An 18,839-nucleotide genomic window follows, 5' to 3' on the forward strand; every position below is an offset into this window, starting at 1 on the left:
CAAGGGAGTTCCCTCATGAGCACAGCCCGCAAGGTCCTGGTGATCGGTGGTGGGGCCGCAGGCAACGCCGTGACGATCCTGCTGCGCCGCGCCGGTCTGGGCGTGGACCTGATCGAGGCCAAGGACGACTGGAACGCCACCGCAGGATCCGGCATCACGCTCCAGGGCAACGCCCTGCGCGTGCTGCGCGAACTCGGGGTGTGGGAGCAGGTGGAGGCGTCCGGCTTCGGCTTCGGCGAGGTCGGCATCACCGCGCCGGACGGCACCGTGCTGCACGTCCAGCGCGATCTGCGCACCGGCGGCGACGACCTGCCCGCCACGGTCGGCATGCAGCGCCCGCGGCTCCAGCGGATCCTGATCGACGCCGTGCGGACCAGCGGCGCCCCTGTGCGGCTCGGCACGACCGCCGAGATCCTCGGCCAGGACGCGGAAAGGGTCTCGATACGGTTTTCCGACGGCAGCGAGGACCGGTACGACCTGGTCATCGCCGCCGACGGCCTCGGCTCCTCGACCCGCGCGGCGATCGGCATCCCCGACAAGCCGGAACCCACCGGCATGGCCATCTGGCGCATCGCCGCCCCGCGCCCGGAGGGCGTGGTCCGCACCGACCTCGCCTACGGCGGCCCGGCGTACATCGCCGGGTACTGCCCCACCAGCGACACGACGCTCTACGCGTACGTCGTCGAGGCCCCTCGCGACCGCGCCTCGATCCCGCCGGAGACGTACGCCGAGGAGATGCGGCGCCTCGCCTCCGCCTACGGGGGTCACTGGCCCGAGATCACCGCGCACATCACCGACCCGGCGAAGGTCAACTACACCTGGTTCGACCGGCTGCTGGTGGAGGGCTCCTGGCACCGTGGCCGGGTGGTGCTGGTCGGCGACGCCGCGCACTGCTGCCCGCCCACCCTGGCCCAGGGCGCGGCCCTGTCCCTGGAGGACGCCTGGGTGCTCGCCCAGCTGCTGACCGCCTCGGACGCCTGGGACGACGCGCTCCTCCAGACGTACTACGAGCGGCGCGTAGCCCGTGTCCGCCCGGTCGTGGAGGCGTCCGTGCAGATCGGCCAGTGGCAGCTCGACGGCGTCCGGGACGCGGACGTGCCCGGCCTGATGGGCCGCACCATGACGATGCTGCGGGAGCTGCCGTGAGCACGACCACCGTCGACGTCCACGCGCACGTCCTGCTGCCCGAGGTCGAAGGGCTGGTGACCGGCCTCCCGGGACACGCGGAGGCCAAGGCCCTGGACGCCCGGCGCAACGGCCCCGACGCCCTCGCCGTCAGCGGCGCCATGGTGCGCGAGCGCGTCCCGAGGCTGACCGACGTGAGGCTGCGCCTGGCCGCGATGGACGCGCAGGGCGTGGACGTCCAGCTGGTCAGCCCCTCCCCCTCGCACTACCACTACTGGGCCGACGAGGAGACGGCCGAGAAGGTGTACCGGCTCGCGAACGAGGCGACGGCCGCCCACTGTTCGGCCGCACCGGACCGGCTGCAGGGCCTCGGACTCGTCCCGCTGCAGCATCCGCACCTCGCGCCCGCCGCCCTCGACCACGCACTGGACCAGGGCCTGCGGGGCGTGGAGATCTCCAGCCACGCACCCGGGCGCGAGCTGTCGGACCCGGCGTACGAGCCGCTGTGGGCGCGGGCCGAGGAGACCGGCGCGATCCTGTTCCTGCATCCCTTCGGCTGCACCCTCGACGAGCGGCTGGACCGCTGGTACCTGTCCAACACCGTCGGGCAGCCGGCCGAGAACGCCGTCGCCCTGTCGCACCTGATCTTCTCCGGGGTGCTGGACCGCCACCCGGACCTCAGGCTGATCGCGGCGCACGGCGGGGGCTATCTGCCGACCCACATCGGCCGCTCCGACCACGCCTGGTCCGCCCGCTCCGACGCGGGCGCCGGCTGCGCCCATCTGCCCAGCAGCTACCTGAAACGCCTGTACTTCGACTCGCTCGTCCACGACCGGCACGTGCTGCGGGAGTTGATGCGGGTCGCCGGTGCCGGCCGGGTGCTGCTCGGGTCGGACTTCCCCTTCGACATGGGCACCGACGACCCGGTCGGCGCCCTGCGCGCCGCCGGCCTGTCCGATGCCGACTTCCACGCCGTACGGGGCGGCAACGCCGCCGCCCTCCTCTTCCTGGAGTGATCCCATGCGTCTGCTCACCCATCTCCGGCACGTCGACCTCGCCGTGCCCGACTACGACAAGCAACTCGACTTCTACGCCGGCGTCTGGGGCCTGACGAAGGTCGCCGAGGACTCGGGCATCTCCTTCCTGGCCGCCGAGGGCTCCCCCGAGCAGTACGTGGTCCGGCTGCGCAAGTCCGAGGAGAAGCGCCTCGACCTCGTCTCCTACGGCGCCGCGTCCGCCACCGACGTCGACACGCTCGCCGAGGAACTCCTCGCGGGCGGCGTGCAGTTGATCTCCCGGCCGGGAAAAGTGGACACCCCCGGTGGCGGCTACGGCTTCCGGTTCTTCGACGTCGACGGCCGCACCATCGAGGTCTCCGCCGACGTCGAGGTGCGCCGGCACCGCAGGATCGAGGAGAAGGAGTCGATCCCGGTCAAGCTGTCCCACGTCGTCCTCAACTCGCCCGACCTGAACCGCACCCGGGAGTGGTACGAGCGCCACCTCGGCTTCCGCCTCTCCGACACGCTCAGCTCGCCGCACATGGGCGAGGTCATGCACTTCATGCGGATCAGCAACCAGCACCACTCGATGGCCATCGCCCGGGGCCCGCACACCGCGCTGCACCACATCTCCTTCGAGATGCGCGGCCTGGACGAGTACATGCGCGGCTCCGGACGCGTCATGCGGGCCGGCTTCCGGAAGATCTGGGGCCCGGGCCGGCACATGGCGGGCGACAACACCTTCACGTACTTCCTCGACCCGCACGGCAACACGGTCGAGTACACCACCGAGCTGGAGGTCCTCGACGAGGACACCTGGCACCCGCACGTCTACGACTTCTCCCAGCCGGAGGTCACCGACCAGTGGGGTACCGCCAACCCGATGAACGAGCTGGTCGCCAAGGAGTCGTTCAACGACCCCGACCGCGGCTGCTTCGTCGCGCCGCCGGTGTAAGGGGGCCGTGCATCCATGCGTTTCGCCACCTATGAACACCTCGGCCGGCGACAGTCGGGCGTCGTCTCGGACACGGACGGCACCACCCTGCACCCGCTGCCCGGCACCGGGTCGCTCACCGAGCTGATCCGCGCGGGCGACGGCGCGGCGGCGCTGCTCGACGCGGGCGCCGCCGCGCTGGACGGCCCGGCGGGCCCGCAGGTCTCCGAGGTGCGGCTGCTGGCGCCGCTCCAGCCGTCCTCGGTACGGGACTTCGTCACCTTCGAGGAGCATGTCGAGGGCGTACGGCGCTCCGTCGACGGCACGTCGGGCGTCCCCGAGCAGTGGTACGCGGCGCCGACGTTCTACTTCACCAACCCGCACGCGATCTACGGGCCGTTCGACGACATCCCCATGCCTCCGGGGTCCCGGGTGCTGGACTTCGAGCTGGAGGTGGGCGCCGTCATCGGCCGTGAGGGCCGTGATCTCACCCCGGAACAGGCCCGCGACCACATCGTCGGCTACACGGTGTTCAACGACTGGTCGGCGCGCGATCTGCAGTCGGCGGAGATGACGGTGGGGCTCGGCCCGTGCAAGGGCAAGGACACGGCCACCACCCTCGGCCCGTACCTGGTCACCGCCGACGAGCTGGAGCCGCACCGGGACGCCGGCGGTTTCCTGCGGCTCGCCCTGACCGCCGAGGTCAACGGGCGGACCGTCGGCGAGGACCTGCTGTCCAACATGAGCTGGACCTTCGAGGAGATGACCGCCTACGCCTCCCGCGGCACCCGCGTCCTGCCGGGCGACGTGCTCGGCTCGGGCACCTGCGGCAACGGCGGCTGCCTCGCCGAGCTGTGGGGCGTGACCGGCACGCGGACCCCGCCACCGCTCGGGCCCGGCGACACGGTGACCCTGACCGTCGAGGGCATCGGAACGCTCACCAACACCGTGGTCCCGGGCGCCGAGCTCGTGCCGCTGCCGACGGGCCGCCGCCGCAGCCGGGAGCGGCCTTGACGGGCGTGTACGGCGGGCGGCTGGCCGGCAGGGTGGTGGTCGTCACCGGCGCCGCCCGCGGCCAGGGCGCCGCCGAGGCCGCGGCCCTGACGCGCGAGGGCGCCCGGGTCGTCCCCACCGACGTGACGCCGGCCGGGGGCTGCCGGCGCCTCGACGTCACCGACGAGCGGGACTGGGCGTCCCTGGCGGCCGGACTGCGCCGGGAGTACGGCGAGGTGCACGGCCTGGTCAACAACGCGGGCGTCACCTGGCGCGCCCGCGTCGGGGACGTGCGCCCCGAGGACATGGCCCGCGTCCACGCGGTCAACGTCACCGGCCCGCTCCTCGGCATCCAGCACCTCGCGCCGCTCATGCCGACGGGCTCCTCCGTGGTGAACGTCGGCTCCTCGGCCGCCCTCACCGCGCACTACCCGGTCGCCTACACCACCAGCAAATGGGCGCTGCGCGGCCTGTCGAAGACGGCCGCGCTGGAACTGGGCCCGCGCGGCATCCGCGTCAACACGATCCACCCCGGCTACATCGAGACGGACATGACCGCCTCCGCCGCTCCCGCCTTCCGTGAGGCCAACATCCGCGAGACCCCGCTGGGCCGCACCGGCACCGTCGACGAGGTCGCCCCGCTGGTGGTGTTCCTGTTGTCGGCCGAGTCGTCGTTCATCACCGGCGCCGAGATCCCCGTCGACGGCGGCCTGACCGCGCACGGCGGCGTGAAGTCCGTCTCCGACGCGCTGTCCGACCGGGAGGGGGTGACAGTGACGGACGTGCGACGATCGAACGCGTGAGTGAGAGCCAGGAGTTGACGACGCACGGGTTCACGCCCGTGTCCGCCGACGATCCGCTGTTCGGTGGGATCACGGGGGAACTCGACCACGAGAACGGGTCGTTGGCCGTGCACGGCGGCGGTGACGTGCCGCGCGTGGAGATACGCCGTGCGGCCGGTGCGCCGCTGGAGACCCACGTGCCGATCGGGACGCGCGACCCGGAGCGCCTGACCATGACGGTCGGCGGGGAGTCCGTGTCCCTGCGGCCCGCCAAGGGTTTCCTGACCCGCCGGTCCTACCGTGTGGACGCCGGCCCGGAGCGGCAGGGCGGCGGCCGGCACCGGCTGGTGCCCGCCGGCGTCCACACCAGCCGCCTGCTGCGCGACGGCCGCCTCCTCGGCGAGTTCGCCTCGACCGGGGACGGAAAGGTCAGCGCCGAGTGGAAGCCCGGCACCACCCCGGAGCCCCGGGACGCGGCGATCGGTTACGCCCTCGCGGCCGCGTTCGGCACGGGTGCCGAGCCCATGTGGAGACTGATCCTGGACGCGCTCCTCGACCTGTGGCCGTGACAGCGCCCGCCCGGTGACGTCAGGACCGGCCCTTGACTGTCACGTCCGGACCGGTGCCGTCCCGCCCGCACCCGTCCGGGTGCCTGTTCCCCCCGGATGGATGCGAGGCCAGGCGGCGTGTCGGGCCCGGCCGGAGGCTGGGCGCATGCGAACAAGACCTGCGATATCGGCTGCTGCCCTGCTCTCCGGTGCCGTTCTGCTCTCCGCCTCCCTGGCCGCCTGCGGGCGCGCCGGTGACGGTGCCACGGCCCAAGGCGGCGGCAACGACAACGACCGCGGGCGGGTCTGGGCGCAGTCCCTCATCTGGAAGGACTGCCCCGCCCCGTCCTCCCTTCAGGGCGGAGGTGCGGCGCCCGAGCCATTGCCGGACGGCACCCGGTGGCAGTGCACCACCATGCAGGCCCCCCTCGACTGGGACCGGCCCGACGGCGAGACGATCGGCATAGCCCTGATCCGCGTCCGCACCGGCGCGGACGCCGGTGGACGGATCGGCTCGCTGCTGTTCAACTTCGGCGGCCCCGGTGTGTCCGGAGTCGCCACCCTGCCCGCACTCGCCAGCGCCTACGAGAAGCTCCGCGACCGCTACGACCTGGTCAGCTTCGACCCGCGCGGCGTCGGCAACAGCAACGGGGTCACGTGCCTGGGCGCCGAGGCGATGGACGGGATGTCCCAGCAGGACCTCAACCCGGACGACGGCGAAGCCGAGATCAAGGACCGGCTGCAGAACCAGCTGGAGTACGCGGCGGCCTGCGAGCGCAACTCGGGTCGGATGCTGCCGCACGTCGGCACCGAGGACGCCGCCCGCGACATGGACCTGATGCGGGACCTGCTGGGCGACGACAAGCTGCACTACTTCGGCATCTCCTACGGCACCGAACTCGGGGGCGTCTACGCCCACTTGTTCCCCCACCACGTCGGCCGTGCCGTCTTCGACGGCGTCGTCGACCCCACGCTGGACCAGCTCGAGCAGGCACTGGCGCAGACCGAGGGATTCCAGCTCGCCTTCACCCACTTCGCCCAGTGGTGCGTGCGCACCGGCTGCGCGCTGGGCGACAGCCCCGAGCAGATCGAGGCGCTCGTCATGGAGTTGGAGGCGGAACTGGACGACGAGCCCCTGCCCGTCGGTGACGACGACCTGGTCCTCACCGGGTCGCTCCTGATCAACGCGATCGTCCAGAGCCTCTACCAGGAGACGTCCTGGCCCGCCCTGGAGGTCGGCCTGCAAGAGGTCGTCGAGGGCGACGGCGACACCCTGCTGAACCTCGCCCAAGCTCTGGCCGCCCGCAACCGCGACGGCAGCTACAGCAACGAGCTGGACGCCCAGATCGCCATCACGTGCGCCGACCGCAGCGACCGCTACACCGTGGAGCAACTACTGGAAACGGCCCCCAAGTTCGAGGCCGCCTCCCCCCTCTTCGGCGACACGATGCTGTGGGGCGCCCTGCAATGCGCCGGCTGGCCGGTCCCCGGCAAGGCCGAACACCCCGACGTCCGCGCCCCCGGCGCGCCTCCCATCCTCCTCGTCGGCAACACCGGTGACCCCGCCACCCCGTACGAGGGCGCCGCCCGCATGGCCGAACAGCTCGGCACCGGCGTCGGCGTCGAACTCACCTACAAGGGCGAGGGTCACGGCGCCTACAACTCCGGCAACTCCTGTGTCCAGAACAAGGTCAACGCCTATCTGCTCGAAGGAAGGCTCCCGGCTCCCGGGACCGTGTGCGAGCACGAATCCCTGACCGGTAAGTGACAGCTGAGTGACGGCTCCGCAGCGGGCGACGCGGCCGAAGCGATCGGTGATCCTTCGGCCGCGCTCAGGAAACGCCAACGGTTCCGGCCTCGCCGTCAGCGCCCGGCCGCGAGGCCCTTCAGCGCGATGTTGAGCTCCAGGACGTTCACCCGTGGCTCCCCGATGAAGCCGAGGGTGCGGCCCTCGGTGTGCTCGTCGACCAGTTTCCGGACCTCGGCCACGGACAGACCGTTCCTCTCGGCCACCCGGTGGACCTGGAGGTCCGCGTAGGCCGGGGAGATGTGCGGGTCCAGGCCGGATCCGGAGGAGGTCACCGCGTCGGCGGGCACCTGCGAGGGCCTCACCTTGTAGTCGGCGGTGGAGTTCTCCTTGACGACCTCCGCCTTCGCCTCCTTCACCCACTTGATCAGCTCGGGGTTGTCGCCGGAGCGGTTGGTGGCGCCGGACAGGATGAGGTCGTACCGGGTGTTGACCGAGTTCTCTCCCAGGCCGTTCGCGGGCCGCGGCTGGAAGTAGTCCAGGCTGTAGCCCTGTTGACCGATCAGGGAGGAGCCGACGACCCTGCCGTCCGCCTCGGTCTCCGAGCCGTTCGCCTTGTCGTTGAACAGCCCCTGCGCGACGCCGGTGACGGCCAGCGGGTAGATGACGCCGGTCACCATGGTCAGGACGAGGAGGGCACGCAGGGCCGCTCCGAGCAACCGGGCGGTGTTGGTAACGGAGTTGTTCATGGTCCTTCACCCGATCCCGGGGATCAGAGAGATGAGCATGTCGATGAGCTTGATGCCGATGAACGGAGCGACGAGACCGCCCAGCCCGTAGACGGTGAGGTTGCGCCGCAGCATCCGGTCGGCGCTCATCGGCCGGTACCGCACACCGCGCAGGGCCAGCGGGACCAGCGCGACGATGATCAGCGCGTTGAAGACGACGGCGGACAGGATCGCGGAGTCCGGCGAGGACAGGCCCATGATGTTGAGCCTGTCCAGTCCCGGGTAGACGGCGGCGAACAGCGCGGGGATGATCGCGAAGTACTTGGCGACGTCGTTGGCGATGGAGAACGTCGTCAACGCCCCTCGGGTGATGAGGAGTTGCTTGCCGATCTCGACGATCTCGATGAGCTTGGTCGGGTTGGAGTCGAGGTCGACCATGTTGCCGGCCTCCTTGGCGGCCGACGTGCCGGTGTTCATCGCCACGCCGACGTCCGCCTGGGCCAGAGCCGGGGCGTCGTTCGTGCCGTCACCGGTCATGGCGACCAGCTTGCCGCCCGCCTGCTCCCGCTTGATGAGCGCCATCTTGTCCTCGGGAGTCGCCTCGGCGAGGAAGTCGTCGACGCCCGCTTCTTCGGCTATCGCCTTGGCCGTCAGCGGGTTGTCACCCGTGATCATGACGGTCTTGATGCCCATGCGGCGCAGTTCCTCGAACCGCTCGCGCATGCCGTCCTTGACGACGTCCTTGAGGTGGATGACGCCCAGGATCCGGGCGCCCCGGGCGTCCTCGACGGCGACCAGCAGCGGCGTACCGCCCGAGGCGGAGATCCGGTGGGCGGTCCCGTCGGCGTCCTCGGCGACCTCGCCGCCCCGCTCCTCGACCCAGGCGATGACCGAACCGGCCGCGCCCTTGCGGATCTTGCGCCCGTCGACGTCCACGCCCGACATCCGCGTCTGGGCGGTGAACTCGATCCACCGGGCGCCCACCAGTTCGCCCTGGTGGCGTTCGCGCAGGCCGTACCTCTCCTTGGCGAGCACGACGACAGAGCGCCCCTCGGGCGTCTCGTCGGCGAGCGACGACAGCTGAGCGGCGTCCGCGACCTCGGCCTCGGTGGTGCCCCGCACCGGCACGAACGCGGCCGCCTGCCGATTGCCGAGGGTGATCGTGCCGGTCTTGTCGAGCAGCAGGGTGGAGACGTCGCCGGCGGCCTCGACCGCACGCCCCGACATGGCGAGCACGTTGCGCTGCACCAAGCGGTCCATGCCCGCGATGCCGATCGCCGACAGCAGCGCGCCGATCGTGGTCGGGATCAGGCAGACCAGCAGGGCGATCAGCACGACCATGGTCAGCCGTGTGCCCGCGTAGTCGGCGAGCGGCGGCAGCGTGGCGCAGGCCAGCAGGAAGACGATGGTCAGCGAGGCGAGCAGGATGTTCAGCGCGATCTCGTTGGGCGTCTTCTGCCGGGCGGCGCCCTCGACCAGGTTGATCATCCGGTCGATGAAGGTCTCGCCGGGCTTCGTCGTGATCCTGACGACAATGCGGTCGGAGAGGACCTTGGTGCCTCCGGTGACGGCGCTGCGGTCGCCGCCGGACTCCCGGATGACCGGGGCGGACTCGCCGGTGATGGCCGACTCGTCGACGGATGCGACGCCCTCGATGACGTCCCCGTCGCCGGGGATGATGTCGCCGGCCTCGCACACGACCAGGTCGCCGATCTTCAGTTCGGTGCCGGGAACCACGATGCCGTCGGCCTTGCGCGCCACCGTGTCGGTCTTGGCCCTGCGCAGCGTGTCGGCCTGGGCCTTGCCGCGGCCTTCGGCGACCGCCTCCGCCAGGTTGGCGAAGATCACGGTCAGCCACAGCCACGCGCTGATCGTCCAGCCGAACCAGTCGCCGGGGTCCGCGAAGGAGAACACGGTGGTGAGCACGGAACCGATCCACACCACGAACATCACGGGTGACGTGACCATCACCCGCGGGTCGAGCTTGCGGAAGGCGTCCGGCAGCGACCTGACCAGTTGCGCGGGGTCGAAGAGTCCGGCGCCGACCCGGTCCTCGCCGGGCCGGTGTCCGCCGGACACGTCGGAGTGCGGCGCCCTGGTGGGCGTGATGGGGGACATGGAGTCCTCTGGCTTCTCGGTACGGACGGTCATCACGCCAGCCCCTCGGCGAGCGGGCCCAGCGCGAGCGCGGGGAAGTACGTGAGACCGGTGATGATCAGGATGGCGCCCACCAGGAGGCCGGTGAACAGCGGCTTCTCGGTGCGCAGGGTGCCCGCGGTGGCCGGGACCGGCTGCTGCCCGGCGAGCGAGCCGGCCAGGGCCAGCACGAACACCATGGGGACGAACCGGCCGAGCAGCATCGCGATGCCGAGCGTGGTGTTGAACCACTGGGTGTCCGCGTTCAGTCCTGCGAAGGCCGAGCCGTTGTTGTTCGAGGCGGAGGTGTAGGCGTACAGGATCTCGGAGAATCCGTGCGCCCCGCTGTTGGTCATGGAGTGGGCCGGGGTCGGCAGGGCCATGGCTACCGCCGTGAACACGAGCACGAGCGCCGGGGTGACGAGGATGTAGCAGGCCGCCAGTTTGATCTCGCGGGTGCCGATCTTCTTGCCCAGGTACTCGGGCGTACGGCCGACCATGAGTCCGGCGATGAACACGGCGATGACCGCCATGATCAGCATTCCGTAGAGGCCGGAGCCGACACCGCCGGGCGCGATCTCGCCCAGCATCATGCCGAGCATGGTGATCCCGCCGCCGAGGCCCGTGAAGGAGGAGTGGAAGGAGTCCACCGCGCCGGTCGAGGTGAGCGTGGTCGACACGGCGAAGATCGACGAGCCGCCGACGCCGAACCGGACCTCCTTGCCCTCCATCGCCCCGTTCGCCCACTCGAAGGCCGGGCCGTGGTGGGTGAACTCGGTCCACATCATCAGGGCCACGAAGCCGAGCCAGATGGTGGCCATCGTGGCGAGGATCGCGTAGCCCTGCTTCACGCTGCCGACCATGAGGCCGAAGGCGCGGGTCAGGGAGAACGGGATCAGCAGGATCAGGAAGATCTCGAAGAGGTTGGAGAACGGGGTGGGGTTCTCGAAGGGGTGGGCGGAGTTGGCGTTGAAGTAGCCGCCGCCGTTGGTGCCCAGCTCCTTGATGGCCTCCTGCGAGGCGACCGCGCCGCCGTTCCACTCCTGCGTGCCGCCCATGAACTGGCCGACCTCGTGGATCCCGGAGAAGTTCTGGATCACCCCGCACGCCACCAGCACGACGGCGCCGGCGGCGGCGAGCGGCACCAGGATCCGGACCGTGCCCCGCACCAGGTCGGCCCAGAAGTTGCCCAGCTCACCGGTGCGGGACCGGGCGAACCCGCGCACGAGCGCCACGGCGACGGCCATGCCGACGGCCGCGGAGACGAAGTTCTGCACGGCGAGACCGGCGGTCTGGACGACGTGGCCCATGGCCTGTTCGCCGTAGTAGGACTGCCAGTTGGTGTTGGTGACGAAGGAGACGGCGGTGTTGAACGCCTGGTCCGGGTCGATCGAGGCGAAGTCCAGGGAGCCCGGCAGGACACCCTGGAGCCGCTGGAGGGCGTAGAGGAAGAGCACACCGGTCACGGAGAAGGCGAGCACGCCGCGCAGATACGCGGGCCAGCGCATCTCGGTGCCGGGGTCGGCACCGATGACCTTGTAGATCCACTTCTCGACGCGCCAGTGCCGGTCGGAGGAGTAGACCCTGGCCATGTACGTGCCGAGGGGTTTGTGGGCGAGAGCCAGCGCGGCCGTGAGCGCGAGCAGCTGGAGCACGCCGGCGAGGACGGGACCCATGTCGTGGCTCAGAACCTCTCCGGGTAGATCAGGGCGAGGACGAGATAGCCCAGCAGGGCGACGGCCACGATCAGGCCGACGACGTTCTCGGCGGTCACAGCTTCGTCACCCCCTTGGCGACGAGAGCCACCAGCGCGAAACCCGCGAGCACGGTGAGGACGAAGGCCAGATCGGCCATCGCGAACTCCTGGAGTGAGGTTCGGTTGAAACGGACGACTAGAGGAAAGCGCCTCCGTGACCGGATCGGACCGGTCGTTGACGGCTCCCTTACGGCGCCACCCACGTCCTTGACGAACCTCTTACGACGCCTGAACCACAGGCGGGCATGATGAGCAGGACCAGCAAGGTGAACGAGAGCCACGCCGCCGACGGGAAGCAGGGGCATGCCCAGCACGGAATACAGCACGGTGAAATACGGTGAGGTCAGCGTGCTGGTCGGCGCGCGGCAGGGCGCCTATCCGTACGGCAACTCCTTGTTGGTGCGGGGTGCGACGGCATCGCTGGTCGTCGATCCGTCGCTGTCGCTCGTCGACGGGGCGCCACCCGCGGATCTGGTCCTGGTCAGCCACGCGCACGAGGACCACATCGCCGGTCTCGGCAGCTACGAGGTGCCGGTCCACATCCATGAGGGCGACCTCGACGCCCTCCGCTCCCGTGAGGCCCTGGTCGCCGGGCTCGGCCTGCCGCCCGACGCGGCCGAAGCGGTCGACAGGACCATGCGGGACCAGTTCCACGTCCAGGGCCGTCCCGATGCGACGGCCTTCGACGACAACGCCGTGTTCGACCTCGGCGGCCGCACCGTCACGGCCGTCCACCTCCCCGGCCACACGGCAGGGCACAGCGGCTTCCTGATCGAGCCGGACGGCTTCTTCTTCGTCGCGGACATCGATCTGACGTCCTTCGGGCCGTACTACGGCGACCTGGGCAGCGATCTCGAGGACTTCGAGGCGTCGATGCGCCGCTGCCAGGAGATCGACGCGCGCTGGTACGGCACGTCCCATCAGAAGGGCGTGGTCGAAGGCGCCGCGGAGTTCAGGCGCCGGCTCGCCGCCTTCGCCGCAGTGGTGGAGCGGCGGGAGGCGGCGCTCCTGGACTTCCTCGGCGAGCCGCGGACGGTCGAGGATATCGCCGCACACCGGCTGGTCTACCGCCCCCATGTCGAGGGCCCGCACGTCGGACCGGTGGAACGCCGGACGGCGACCCAGCACCTGGACCGGCTCCTGAGAGAAGGCCGGGTCATCGAGGTGGAACCGGGACACTTCCGCGCCACGTAGCCCGAAGCAACACATGGACATGGCTTTCATTTTCATCTAACCTCACGGTCGTGCCGCTCGGCGACGTCCTGGAGGTGACCTGACGTGACCAGCCGGATCACCCGGCAGCGGGCCGCGGTCCTCGAGGAACTGGCGGACTGCCAGGACTTCGTGTCGGCGCAGGAGTTGCACGCGCGGCTGACCGAGAGCGGAACCCGGATCGGGCTGACCACGGTCTACCGGACACTCCGTGGCCTCGCAGCCGCCGGTGGTGTCGACGTCGTGCGCGACGACTCCGGTGAACGGCTGTACCGGCGACGGCCGGACCACGGGCACCAGCACTACCTCATCTGCCGCGCCTGCGGGCACAGCCGCCCGGTGGACTCCGCGGTCGTCGAGGAGTGGGCCGACGACGTCGCCGCGGACACCGGATTCGCAGCCGTTCGACACACCGTCGAACTCAGCGGCATCTGCGCCGGCTGCCGCCCCGCCGAACACGACCTGCGGGCGGGCCTACTCGCTCCCGAGGAACAACGCCACCAGGAGCCCGCATGACCAATGCGACGGACCGGCCCTGCACGCTGGTCGTGTGCCGAGGCTGCTGCTGCGGCGACCCGCGCAAGCACCCCGGCACCGACCACGCCTGGCAACTGGACCGGCTGCGCGCCGGCGCCGTCGACTCCCGCGGCCGGTTCGCCGTGCGTACGACCGACTGCCTCGGCCCGTGCGACCAGGCCAACGTGATCGTCGTCCAGCCCTCCACCGCCGGACGCCGCGCGGGAGGGCGAGCGGTGTGGATCGGCTTCGCCCTGGACGACGACTGCACCGATGAACTGCTGAACTGGGCCGCCGCCGGCGGTCCCGGTATCGCCGAGCCGTCCGCGACGCTGGCCTTGCAGTTCATCCGCCCGCCGCGCGAGGCCCGCGCCCGTGCACGCCGCTGATCCGGCGCGCAGGACCGGGCCACAGGTGGCCGCCCGGCGCCGGCGGCCACCCCGTCCCGCAGCCCCACGGGCCTGCGGGACACCGGCGTTCCCGCGGTGAGCGCCCCGCTCGACGAGATCACCGCCGCGACCGTCGCCGCGCACGCGAGGGCTCGGCCACCTCGTCGGGTACGCCCACCACCGTGATCCGGTCCCGGAGATCCCGGCCACCCGCCCCTGACAGCCATCGGCGCCGCGTGCCCGGCGCCCCGAGTTCAGGGTGCCGGGCGGGTCAGCACGAAGCCGCAGGTCAAACGCCCTTCTCGGCGGGCTCCAGAATCGCCACGCACTCCACGTGATGCGTCATCGGAAACAGATCGAACACCCGCAGCGTCCGCACCCGGTACCCCCCGTCCCGGAAGTACCCCAGGTCCCGTGCCAGTGCCGCCGGATCGCAGGCCACGTAGGCGATCCTCCGGGCGCCCAGGGACGACAGGTGGGACACCGTCCTGCGGCCCGCGCCGGCGCGCGGCGGGTCCAGGACGATCAGGTCGACCTCCGTGATGCCCGTGCGCGGCAGGACCGACTCGACCTTGCCCTGTTCGATGCGGACCCGCGGGAAGTCCGCGAGGTTGTGCCGGGCGTCCTCCACCGCACGCTTGCCGGACTCGATGCCGAGGACCGCGCCCGCCTCGCCGACCCGGTCGGCCAGCGCGCCCGCGAACAGGCCGACACCGCAGTACAGGTCGAGGGCCATGTCGCCCTTGCGCGGCAGCAGGCCCTGCATGACCGCGGTGACCAGGGTGTCCGCCGCCTTCGGGTGGACCTGCCAGAAGCCACCGCCGCCGACCCGGTACGTACGGCCGTCGGCGCGTTCGCGGACGAAGGGGCGGCCGTGGACGCGGTGGACACCGCCGGTGCGCTCGTCCACCCGCATCACCGACACCGGGCGGTCCAGTTCGACCAGTGGAAGGCGCGCGCCCGGCTTCGGCGTCAGCACCACCTGGCGGTCCTGCGAGCCCGTCGCCGCGATCGCCTCGACGGAGTCCATGCCGGTCCAGTCGCGCTTCTCGATGCCCAGCTCGCTGACGCCCTCCGCGGCGATCATGCAGTGGTCGATCGGCTCGACCTCGTGCGAGCGGTGCCGGCGCAGTCCGGCGCGGCCGTCGGCGGTCACCGCGTACTGCACGCGCGTCCGCCAGGACGGGACCTCGCCCGCGGGCACCTTGTCGCCCTCGGCGGGCACCACCGTGCCGTCCCAGCCGGCCTCCTCGGGCGTCAGCCCGGCCAGCCGCTTCAGCTGCTCGGCGACGACCTCGCCCTTCAGGCGCCGCTGCGCGCCCGGCTTGGCGTGCTGCCAGTCGCAGCCGCCGCAGCGGCCGGGGCCGGCGTAGGGGCAGGGCGCGTCGATGCGGTCCTTGGAGGCGTCCAGCACCGTCACCGCGTCCGCGCGCAGGAACCGGGCTCCCTCCTCGCCCTCCGTCACACGCGCCACGACGCGTTCACCGGGCAGCGCGTGCCGGACGAACAGCACCTGACCGTCCGGCGTACGGGCGACGCAGTGGCCGCCGTGGGCGACGGGGCCGACCTCGACCTCGTACTCCTCCCCCACCAGCGATTTCCTCGGTTCTGCCGGTTCTGCCTGCATGGCGGGGTGACTCCACAACATCGAGAGGGGGTGGGCGGGCCGGACGGCCCGCGACAACAGCCCACCAGTCTACGTGGTCGTCGAGTTCTCCTTCGCCCGCTCCGCCGGACCGCGGCGCACCGACCCCGGTGCCGTCCACTCCTGCCGCTTGCGGGCCCGCCGCTTCGCCGCCTCGGAGGACTGCAGCTGGTACGGCACCGAGGTGACCATCACCCCGGGCGTGAACAGCAGCCGGCCCTTGAGCCTGAGCGCGCTCTGGTTGTGCAGCAGATGCTCGTACCAGTGGCCGACCACGTACTCGGGGATGATCACGGACACCACGTCCCGCGGCGACTCCTTGCGCAGGGACTTGACGTACTCGATGATCGGCCGGGTGATCTCCCGGTACGGGGAGTCCAGCACCTTCAGCGGTACGTCGATGCCGCGCCGCTCCCATTCGTCGCGCAGCGCCTTGGTCTCGGCCGGGTCGACGTTGACGCTGAGCGCCTCGAGGGAGTCCGAGCGCATCAGCTTGGCGTAGGCGAGGGCGCGCAGCGTGGGCCGGTGGATCTTGGAGATCAGGACGACCGAGTGGACGCGGGAGGGGCGCACCATGTCGTCGCTGGGGGTCTCGGGGGCCGCGATCTCCTCGGAGACGCGGTCGTAGTGGCGGCGGATGGCCGTCATCGTCGCGTAGAAGATGCACATGCCGAGCAGGGCGACCCACGCGCCGTGGGTGAACTTGGTGACGAGGACGACGACCAGCACCAGGCCGGTGAAGAAGGCGCCGAAGGTGTTGATGGCCCGGGAGCGGATCATGTGCCGGCGCTTGGCCTTGTCCTCCTCGGTGGCCAGCAGGCGGTTCCAGTGCCGGACCATGCCGGTCTGGCTGAGCGTGAAGGACACGAACACGCCGACGATGTAGAGCTGGATCAGCCGCGTGGAGTCGGCGCCGTAGATCCACACCAGCAGTCCGGCGGCGCCGGCGAGCAACACGATGCCGTTGGAGAAGGCGAGGCGGTCGCCGCGGGTGTGCAGCTGGCGCGGCAGGTAGCGGTCCTGGGCGAGGATCGAGCCGAGCAGCGGGAAGCCGTTGTAGGCGGTGTTCGCGGCGAGGAACAGCACCAGCGCGGTGGCCGCGGCCAGGATCATGAACAGGATGCTGCCGTGGCCGAAGACGGCCTCGGCGACCTGGGAGATCACCGGGTCCTGGACGTAGTCGGCGCCGAGCGGGGTGCCGTCGTGCAGCAGGTCCTTGGCGGGGTTCTCGGCCATGCGGACGTTGGTCGCGGCGGCCAGCCCGATGATGCCGCAGAACATGGTGACGGCGAGCAGGCCCATCAGCGCGAGTGTGGTCGCCGCGTTCCTCGACTTGGGCTTGCGGAAGGCCGGGACGCCGTTGGAGATGGCCTCCACGCCGGTGAGGGCGGCGCAGCCGGAGGAGAAGGCGCGCAGCAGCAGGAAGACCAGGGCGAAGCCCGCGAGGCCGGGGTGTTCCGGTTTGATCTCGTAGTCCGCGGTCGGGGCGCGCATCTCGTCGCCGAGGATCACCCCGCGGAAGGCACCCCACGCGATCATGAGGAAGACGCCCGCGACGAAGACGTACGTCGGGATCGCGAAGAGGGTGCCGGACTCCTTGACGCCGCGCAGGTTCATCAGCGTCAGCAGCACGATCACACCGATCGCGCAGGCCACCTTGTTCTCGACGACGAACGGGACGGCCGAGCCCAGGTTCTCGATGCCGGAGGAGATCGACACGGCGACCGTCAGGACGTAGTCGACGAGCAGGGCGCTCGCGACGGTCAGTCCGGCCTTGGGGCCGAGGTTGGTGTTGGCCACCTCGTAGTCGCCGCCGCCGCTCGGGTAGGCGTGGACGTTCTGCCGATAGGAGGCGACCACCGTGAACATCAGCACGACGACCGCCGCGGCGATCCAGGGGCTGAAGTGGTAGGCCGACAGGCCCGCGATGGACAGGACCAGCAGCACCTCACCGGGCGCGTACGCCACGGAGGACAGCGGGTCGGATGCGAAGACGGGCAGTGCGACACGTTTCGGCAGGAGGGTCTCCCCCAGCCGGTCACTGCGCAGTGCGCGCCCGATCAGAATCCGTTTGGGCACGTCGGTCAGTTTGGACACAACAGAGGATCGTAAGCGTTCGAACGGGGGGTCGCCCACCCGCCACCCCAGATCCGCGTCGCCTCTGCTCTCCGGGTGAAATCACGCCCCGACGGGGCTACGGATTCCGCAGGTCGGGGCGATTCCATGCCTATATGACTTAGCCCCGCCCGCCGGCCCGTCCGTTTCCGGGCCGTTGCCGCTCCGTGGAGGTTCCATGCACCAGGCCGCAGAACTGATCGGCGCCGCGGTCGCCCTCCTCGGCCTCGGAATCCTCACCCTGGTGAGCGTGCGCAGCATCACGCGCCGCTGACCGGCAGAGGGGGTTCCAAGTCGGCCACACGTGCGTCCAGTTCCGCGCGCCCGATGCTGCTGACCTCGGTCGACGGCACCGTGCAGGCGTACGCCCCGGCCACCGCGCCGTAGCGGGCGCAGCGGTCGGCGGGCTCACCGCGCAGCCACCCGTACAGGAACGCCGCCGCGAAGGCGTCGCCCGCGCCGTTGGAGTCCACCACCGGCGCCGGGGGCTTCGCGGCGGGTACGTGGCTCAGCTCGCCGTCGGCCAGCAGATACGCGCCCTCGGCCCCGGCCGTGGCGACGACCGCCCGGGCCCGGCCCCGCTCGGTGATCGCGCGCATGACGGGCTCGGGGTCGGCGAGTGCGGCGGAGGAGAGGAAGACCAGGTCCGCGGCGAGGGCGAAGGGCTCGTGGTAGGGGTTGGCGCCGTCCCAGTCGTGCAGGTCGGTCGAGATCGTCGCGCCGGAGGCCCGCAGGACCGGCAGGGCGCCGGCGCACGGCTGGGTGATGACGACGTGGGCGTGCCGGCTGACGGCGGCCAGCTCGCGCACCGTCTCCTCGGGCAGCCGGTCGGTGTCCGCCCAGCGGGTCGCGTCGTAGAGGGAGAGCCGGCGGCCGTCGGGGGCGACGAGGTTGACGGCGCGCTTGGTGCCGCACGGCTGGGGTACGGCGGTCAGCGCGATGCCGTGGTCGTGGTGCAGGGCGCGTACGAGGTCGCCCTCGTGGTCGTCGCCGATCAGGTCGATGTGGTGGGTGCGCAGGCCGAGGGCGTGGGCGGCCAGGGCGACGAAGTCCCCGCTCTGCCCGGCGCGGGTCACGATGCCGGGCCGGATCATGTGGCTGTCGGCGAACGGCACGGGCAGCTCGGGCACGTGCACGATCGTGTCCACACCGGCGCCTCCCAGGACGAGCACGTCGATCTCGGCGGTCATCAGCGGTGCCTCTTTTCTGGTTCTG

General features: G+C 71.1%; 18 protein-coding genes. 10 read left to right on the forward strand and 8 right to left on the reverse strand.

The annotated features are described in order from the left end of the window. Window positions 1-15: 15 nt before the first annotated feature. The 7 genes from AB0412_RS28770 to AB0412_RS28800 all read left to right on the forward strand — a co-directional run bounded on the left by AB0412_RS28770 (window position 16) and on the right by AB0412_RS28800 (window position 7,148). On the forward strand, window positions 16-1,146 hold the full coding sequence (locus AB0412_RS28770) for an FAD-dependent oxidoreductase (RefSeq protein WP_366405510.1): 1,131 nt from the start codon (window positions 16-18) through the stop codon (window positions 1,144-1,146). Next, on the forward strand, window positions 1,143-2,141 hold the full coding sequence (locus AB0412_RS28775; protein ID WP_366405511.1) for an amidohydrolase family protein: 999 nt from the start codon (window positions 1,143-1,145) through the stop codon (window positions 2,139-2,141). The genes AB0412_RS28770 and AB0412_RS28775 overlap by 4 nt, the downstream gene beginning before the upstream one ends. A gap of 4 nt (window positions 2,142-2,145) precedes the next feature. Next, complete coding sequence (locus AB0412_RS28780) at window positions 2,146-3,078, forward strand: VOC family protein (protein WP_366405512.1); 933 nt, start codon at window positions 2,146-2,148, stop codon at window positions 3,076-3,078. Window positions 3,079-3,093: 15 nt separating this feature from the next. After that, entirely contained in the window at window positions 3,094-4,071 is a 978-nt protein-coding gene (locus AB0412_RS28785; protein WP_366405513.1) for a fumarylacetoacetate hydrolase family protein, read from the forward strand. Then, window positions 4,068-4,853, forward strand: a complete 786-nt coding sequence (locus AB0412_RS28790; protein WP_366405514.1) for an SDR family oxidoreductase — start codon at window positions 4,068-4,070, stop codon at window positions 4,851-4,853. Before AB0412_RS28785 ends, AB0412_RS28790 begins: the two co-directional genes overlap by 4 nt. After that, window positions 4,850-5,401: a hypothetical protein gene (locus AB0412_RS28795; protein ID WP_366405515.1), complete on the forward strand. Its 552-nt coding sequence runs from the start codon at window positions 4,850-4,852 to the stop codon at window positions 5,399-5,401. The genes AB0412_RS28790 and AB0412_RS28795 overlap by 4 nt, the downstream gene beginning before the upstream one ends. 145 nt (window positions 5,402-5,546) lie before the next feature. Next, on the forward strand, window positions 5,547-7,148 hold the full coding sequence (locus AB0412_RS28800; RefSeq protein WP_366405516.1) for an alpha/beta hydrolase: 1,602 nt from the start codon (window positions 5,547-5,549) through the stop codon (window positions 7,146-7,148). 95 nt (window positions 7,149-7,243) lie between these two features. Here AB0412_RS28800 and AB0412_RS28805 read toward each other — a convergent pair whose 3' ends face one another. From AB0412_RS28805 to AB0412_RS28825, 5 genes are read right to left on the reverse strand one after another with little or no spacing between them, the layout of a single operon-like run. Beyond that, window positions 7,244-7,876, reverse strand: coding sequence for a potassium-transporting ATPase subunit C (locus tag AB0412_RS28805; RefSeq protein WP_366405517.1), 633 nt, complete (start codon window positions 7,874-7,876; stop codon window positions 7,244-7,246). 6 nt (window positions 7,877-7,882) lie between these two features. Continuing rightward, on the reverse strand, window positions 7,883-10,006 hold the full coding sequence (gene kdpB / locus AB0412_RS28810) for a potassium-transporting ATPase subunit KdpB (RefSeq protein WP_366405518.1): 2,124 nt from the start codon (window positions 10,004-10,006) through the stop codon (window positions 7,883-7,885). After that, complete coding sequence (gene kdpA / locus AB0412_RS28815; RefSeq protein WP_366405519.1) at window positions 10,006-11,667, reverse strand: potassium-transporting ATPase subunit KdpA; 1,662 nt, start codon at window positions 11,665-11,667, stop codon at window positions 10,006-10,008. Before kdpA ends, kdpB begins: the two co-directional genes overlap by 1 nt. Window positions 11,668-11,675: 8 nt before the next feature. Continuing rightward, on the reverse strand, window positions 11,676-11,765 hold the full coding sequence (kdpF, locus tag AB0412_RS28820) for a K(+)-transporting ATPase subunit F (RefSeq protein WP_230071413.1): 90 nt from the start codon (window positions 11,763-11,765) through the stop codon (window positions 11,676-11,678). Then, on the reverse strand, window positions 11,762-12,073 hold the full coding sequence (locus AB0412_RS28825) for a hypothetical protein (protein WP_366405520.1): 312 nt from the start codon (window positions 12,071-12,073) through the stop codon (window positions 11,762-11,764). The genes kdpF and AB0412_RS28825 overlap by 4 nt, the downstream gene beginning before the upstream one ends. Here AB0412_RS28825 and AB0412_RS28830 point away from each other — a divergent pair. The 3 genes from AB0412_RS28830 (at window position 12,051) to AB0412_RS28840 (ending at window position 13,864) form a co-directional block, all read left to right on the forward strand. After that, window positions 12,051-12,941: an MBL fold metallo-hydrolase gene (locus AB0412_RS28830; protein ID WP_366405521.1), complete on the forward strand. Its 891-nt coding sequence runs from the start codon at window positions 12,051-12,053 to the stop codon at window positions 12,939-12,941. The two genes, AB0412_RS28825 and AB0412_RS28830, sit on opposite strands and share 23 nt — an antisense overlap. An 84-nt stretch (window positions 12,942-13,025) precedes the next feature. Next, window positions 13,026-13,475 (forward strand): Fur family transcriptional regulator, encoded by a 450-nt coding sequence (locus AB0412_RS28835; RefSeq protein ID WP_366405522.1) that lies wholly within the window; start codon window positions 13,026-13,028, stop codon window positions 13,473-13,475. After that, a complete protein-coding gene (locus tag AB0412_RS28840; protein WP_366405523.1) occupies window positions 13,472-13,864 on the forward strand; it encodes a (2Fe-2S) ferredoxin domain-containing protein in 393 nt (130 codons plus the stop codon). The genes AB0412_RS28835 and AB0412_RS28840 overlap by 4 nt, the downstream gene beginning before the upstream one ends. Before the next feature lie 289 nt (window positions 13,865-14,153). Here the strand turns inward: AB0412_RS28840 and AB0412_RS28845 are convergent, their stop codons facing one another. The 3 genes from AB0412_RS28845 to AB0412_RS28855 all read right to left on the reverse strand — a co-directional run bounded on the left by AB0412_RS28845 (window position 14,154) and on the right by AB0412_RS28855 (window position 18,814). Beyond that, the gene (locus AB0412_RS28845; RefSeq protein WP_366405524.1) at window positions 14,154-15,491 is read right to left on the reverse strand and encodes a class I SAM-dependent RNA methyltransferase; all 1,338 of its coding nucleotides are present in this window, start codon (window positions 15,489-15,491) and stop codon (window positions 14,154-14,156) included. Between the two features lie 69 nt (window positions 15,492-15,560). Further along, window positions 15,561-17,606, reverse strand: a complete 2,046-nt coding sequence (locus tag AB0412_RS28850) for an APC family permease (RefSeq protein WP_366405525.1) — start codon at window positions 17,604-17,606, stop codon at window positions 15,561-15,563. A gap of 278 nt (window positions 17,607-17,884) precedes the next feature. Beyond that, window positions 17,885-18,814, reverse strand: coding sequence for a PfkB family carbohydrate kinase (locus AB0412_RS28855; protein ID WP_366405526.1), 930 nt, complete (start codon window positions 18,812-18,814; stop codon window positions 17,885-17,887). Window positions 18,815-18,839: the final 25 nt, after the last annotated feature.

The sequence above is a fragment of the Streptomyces sp. NPDC052012 genome, from assembly GCF_040689265.1.
GTDB lineage: Bacteria > Actinomycetota > Actinomycetes > Streptomycetales > Streptomycetaceae > Streptomyces.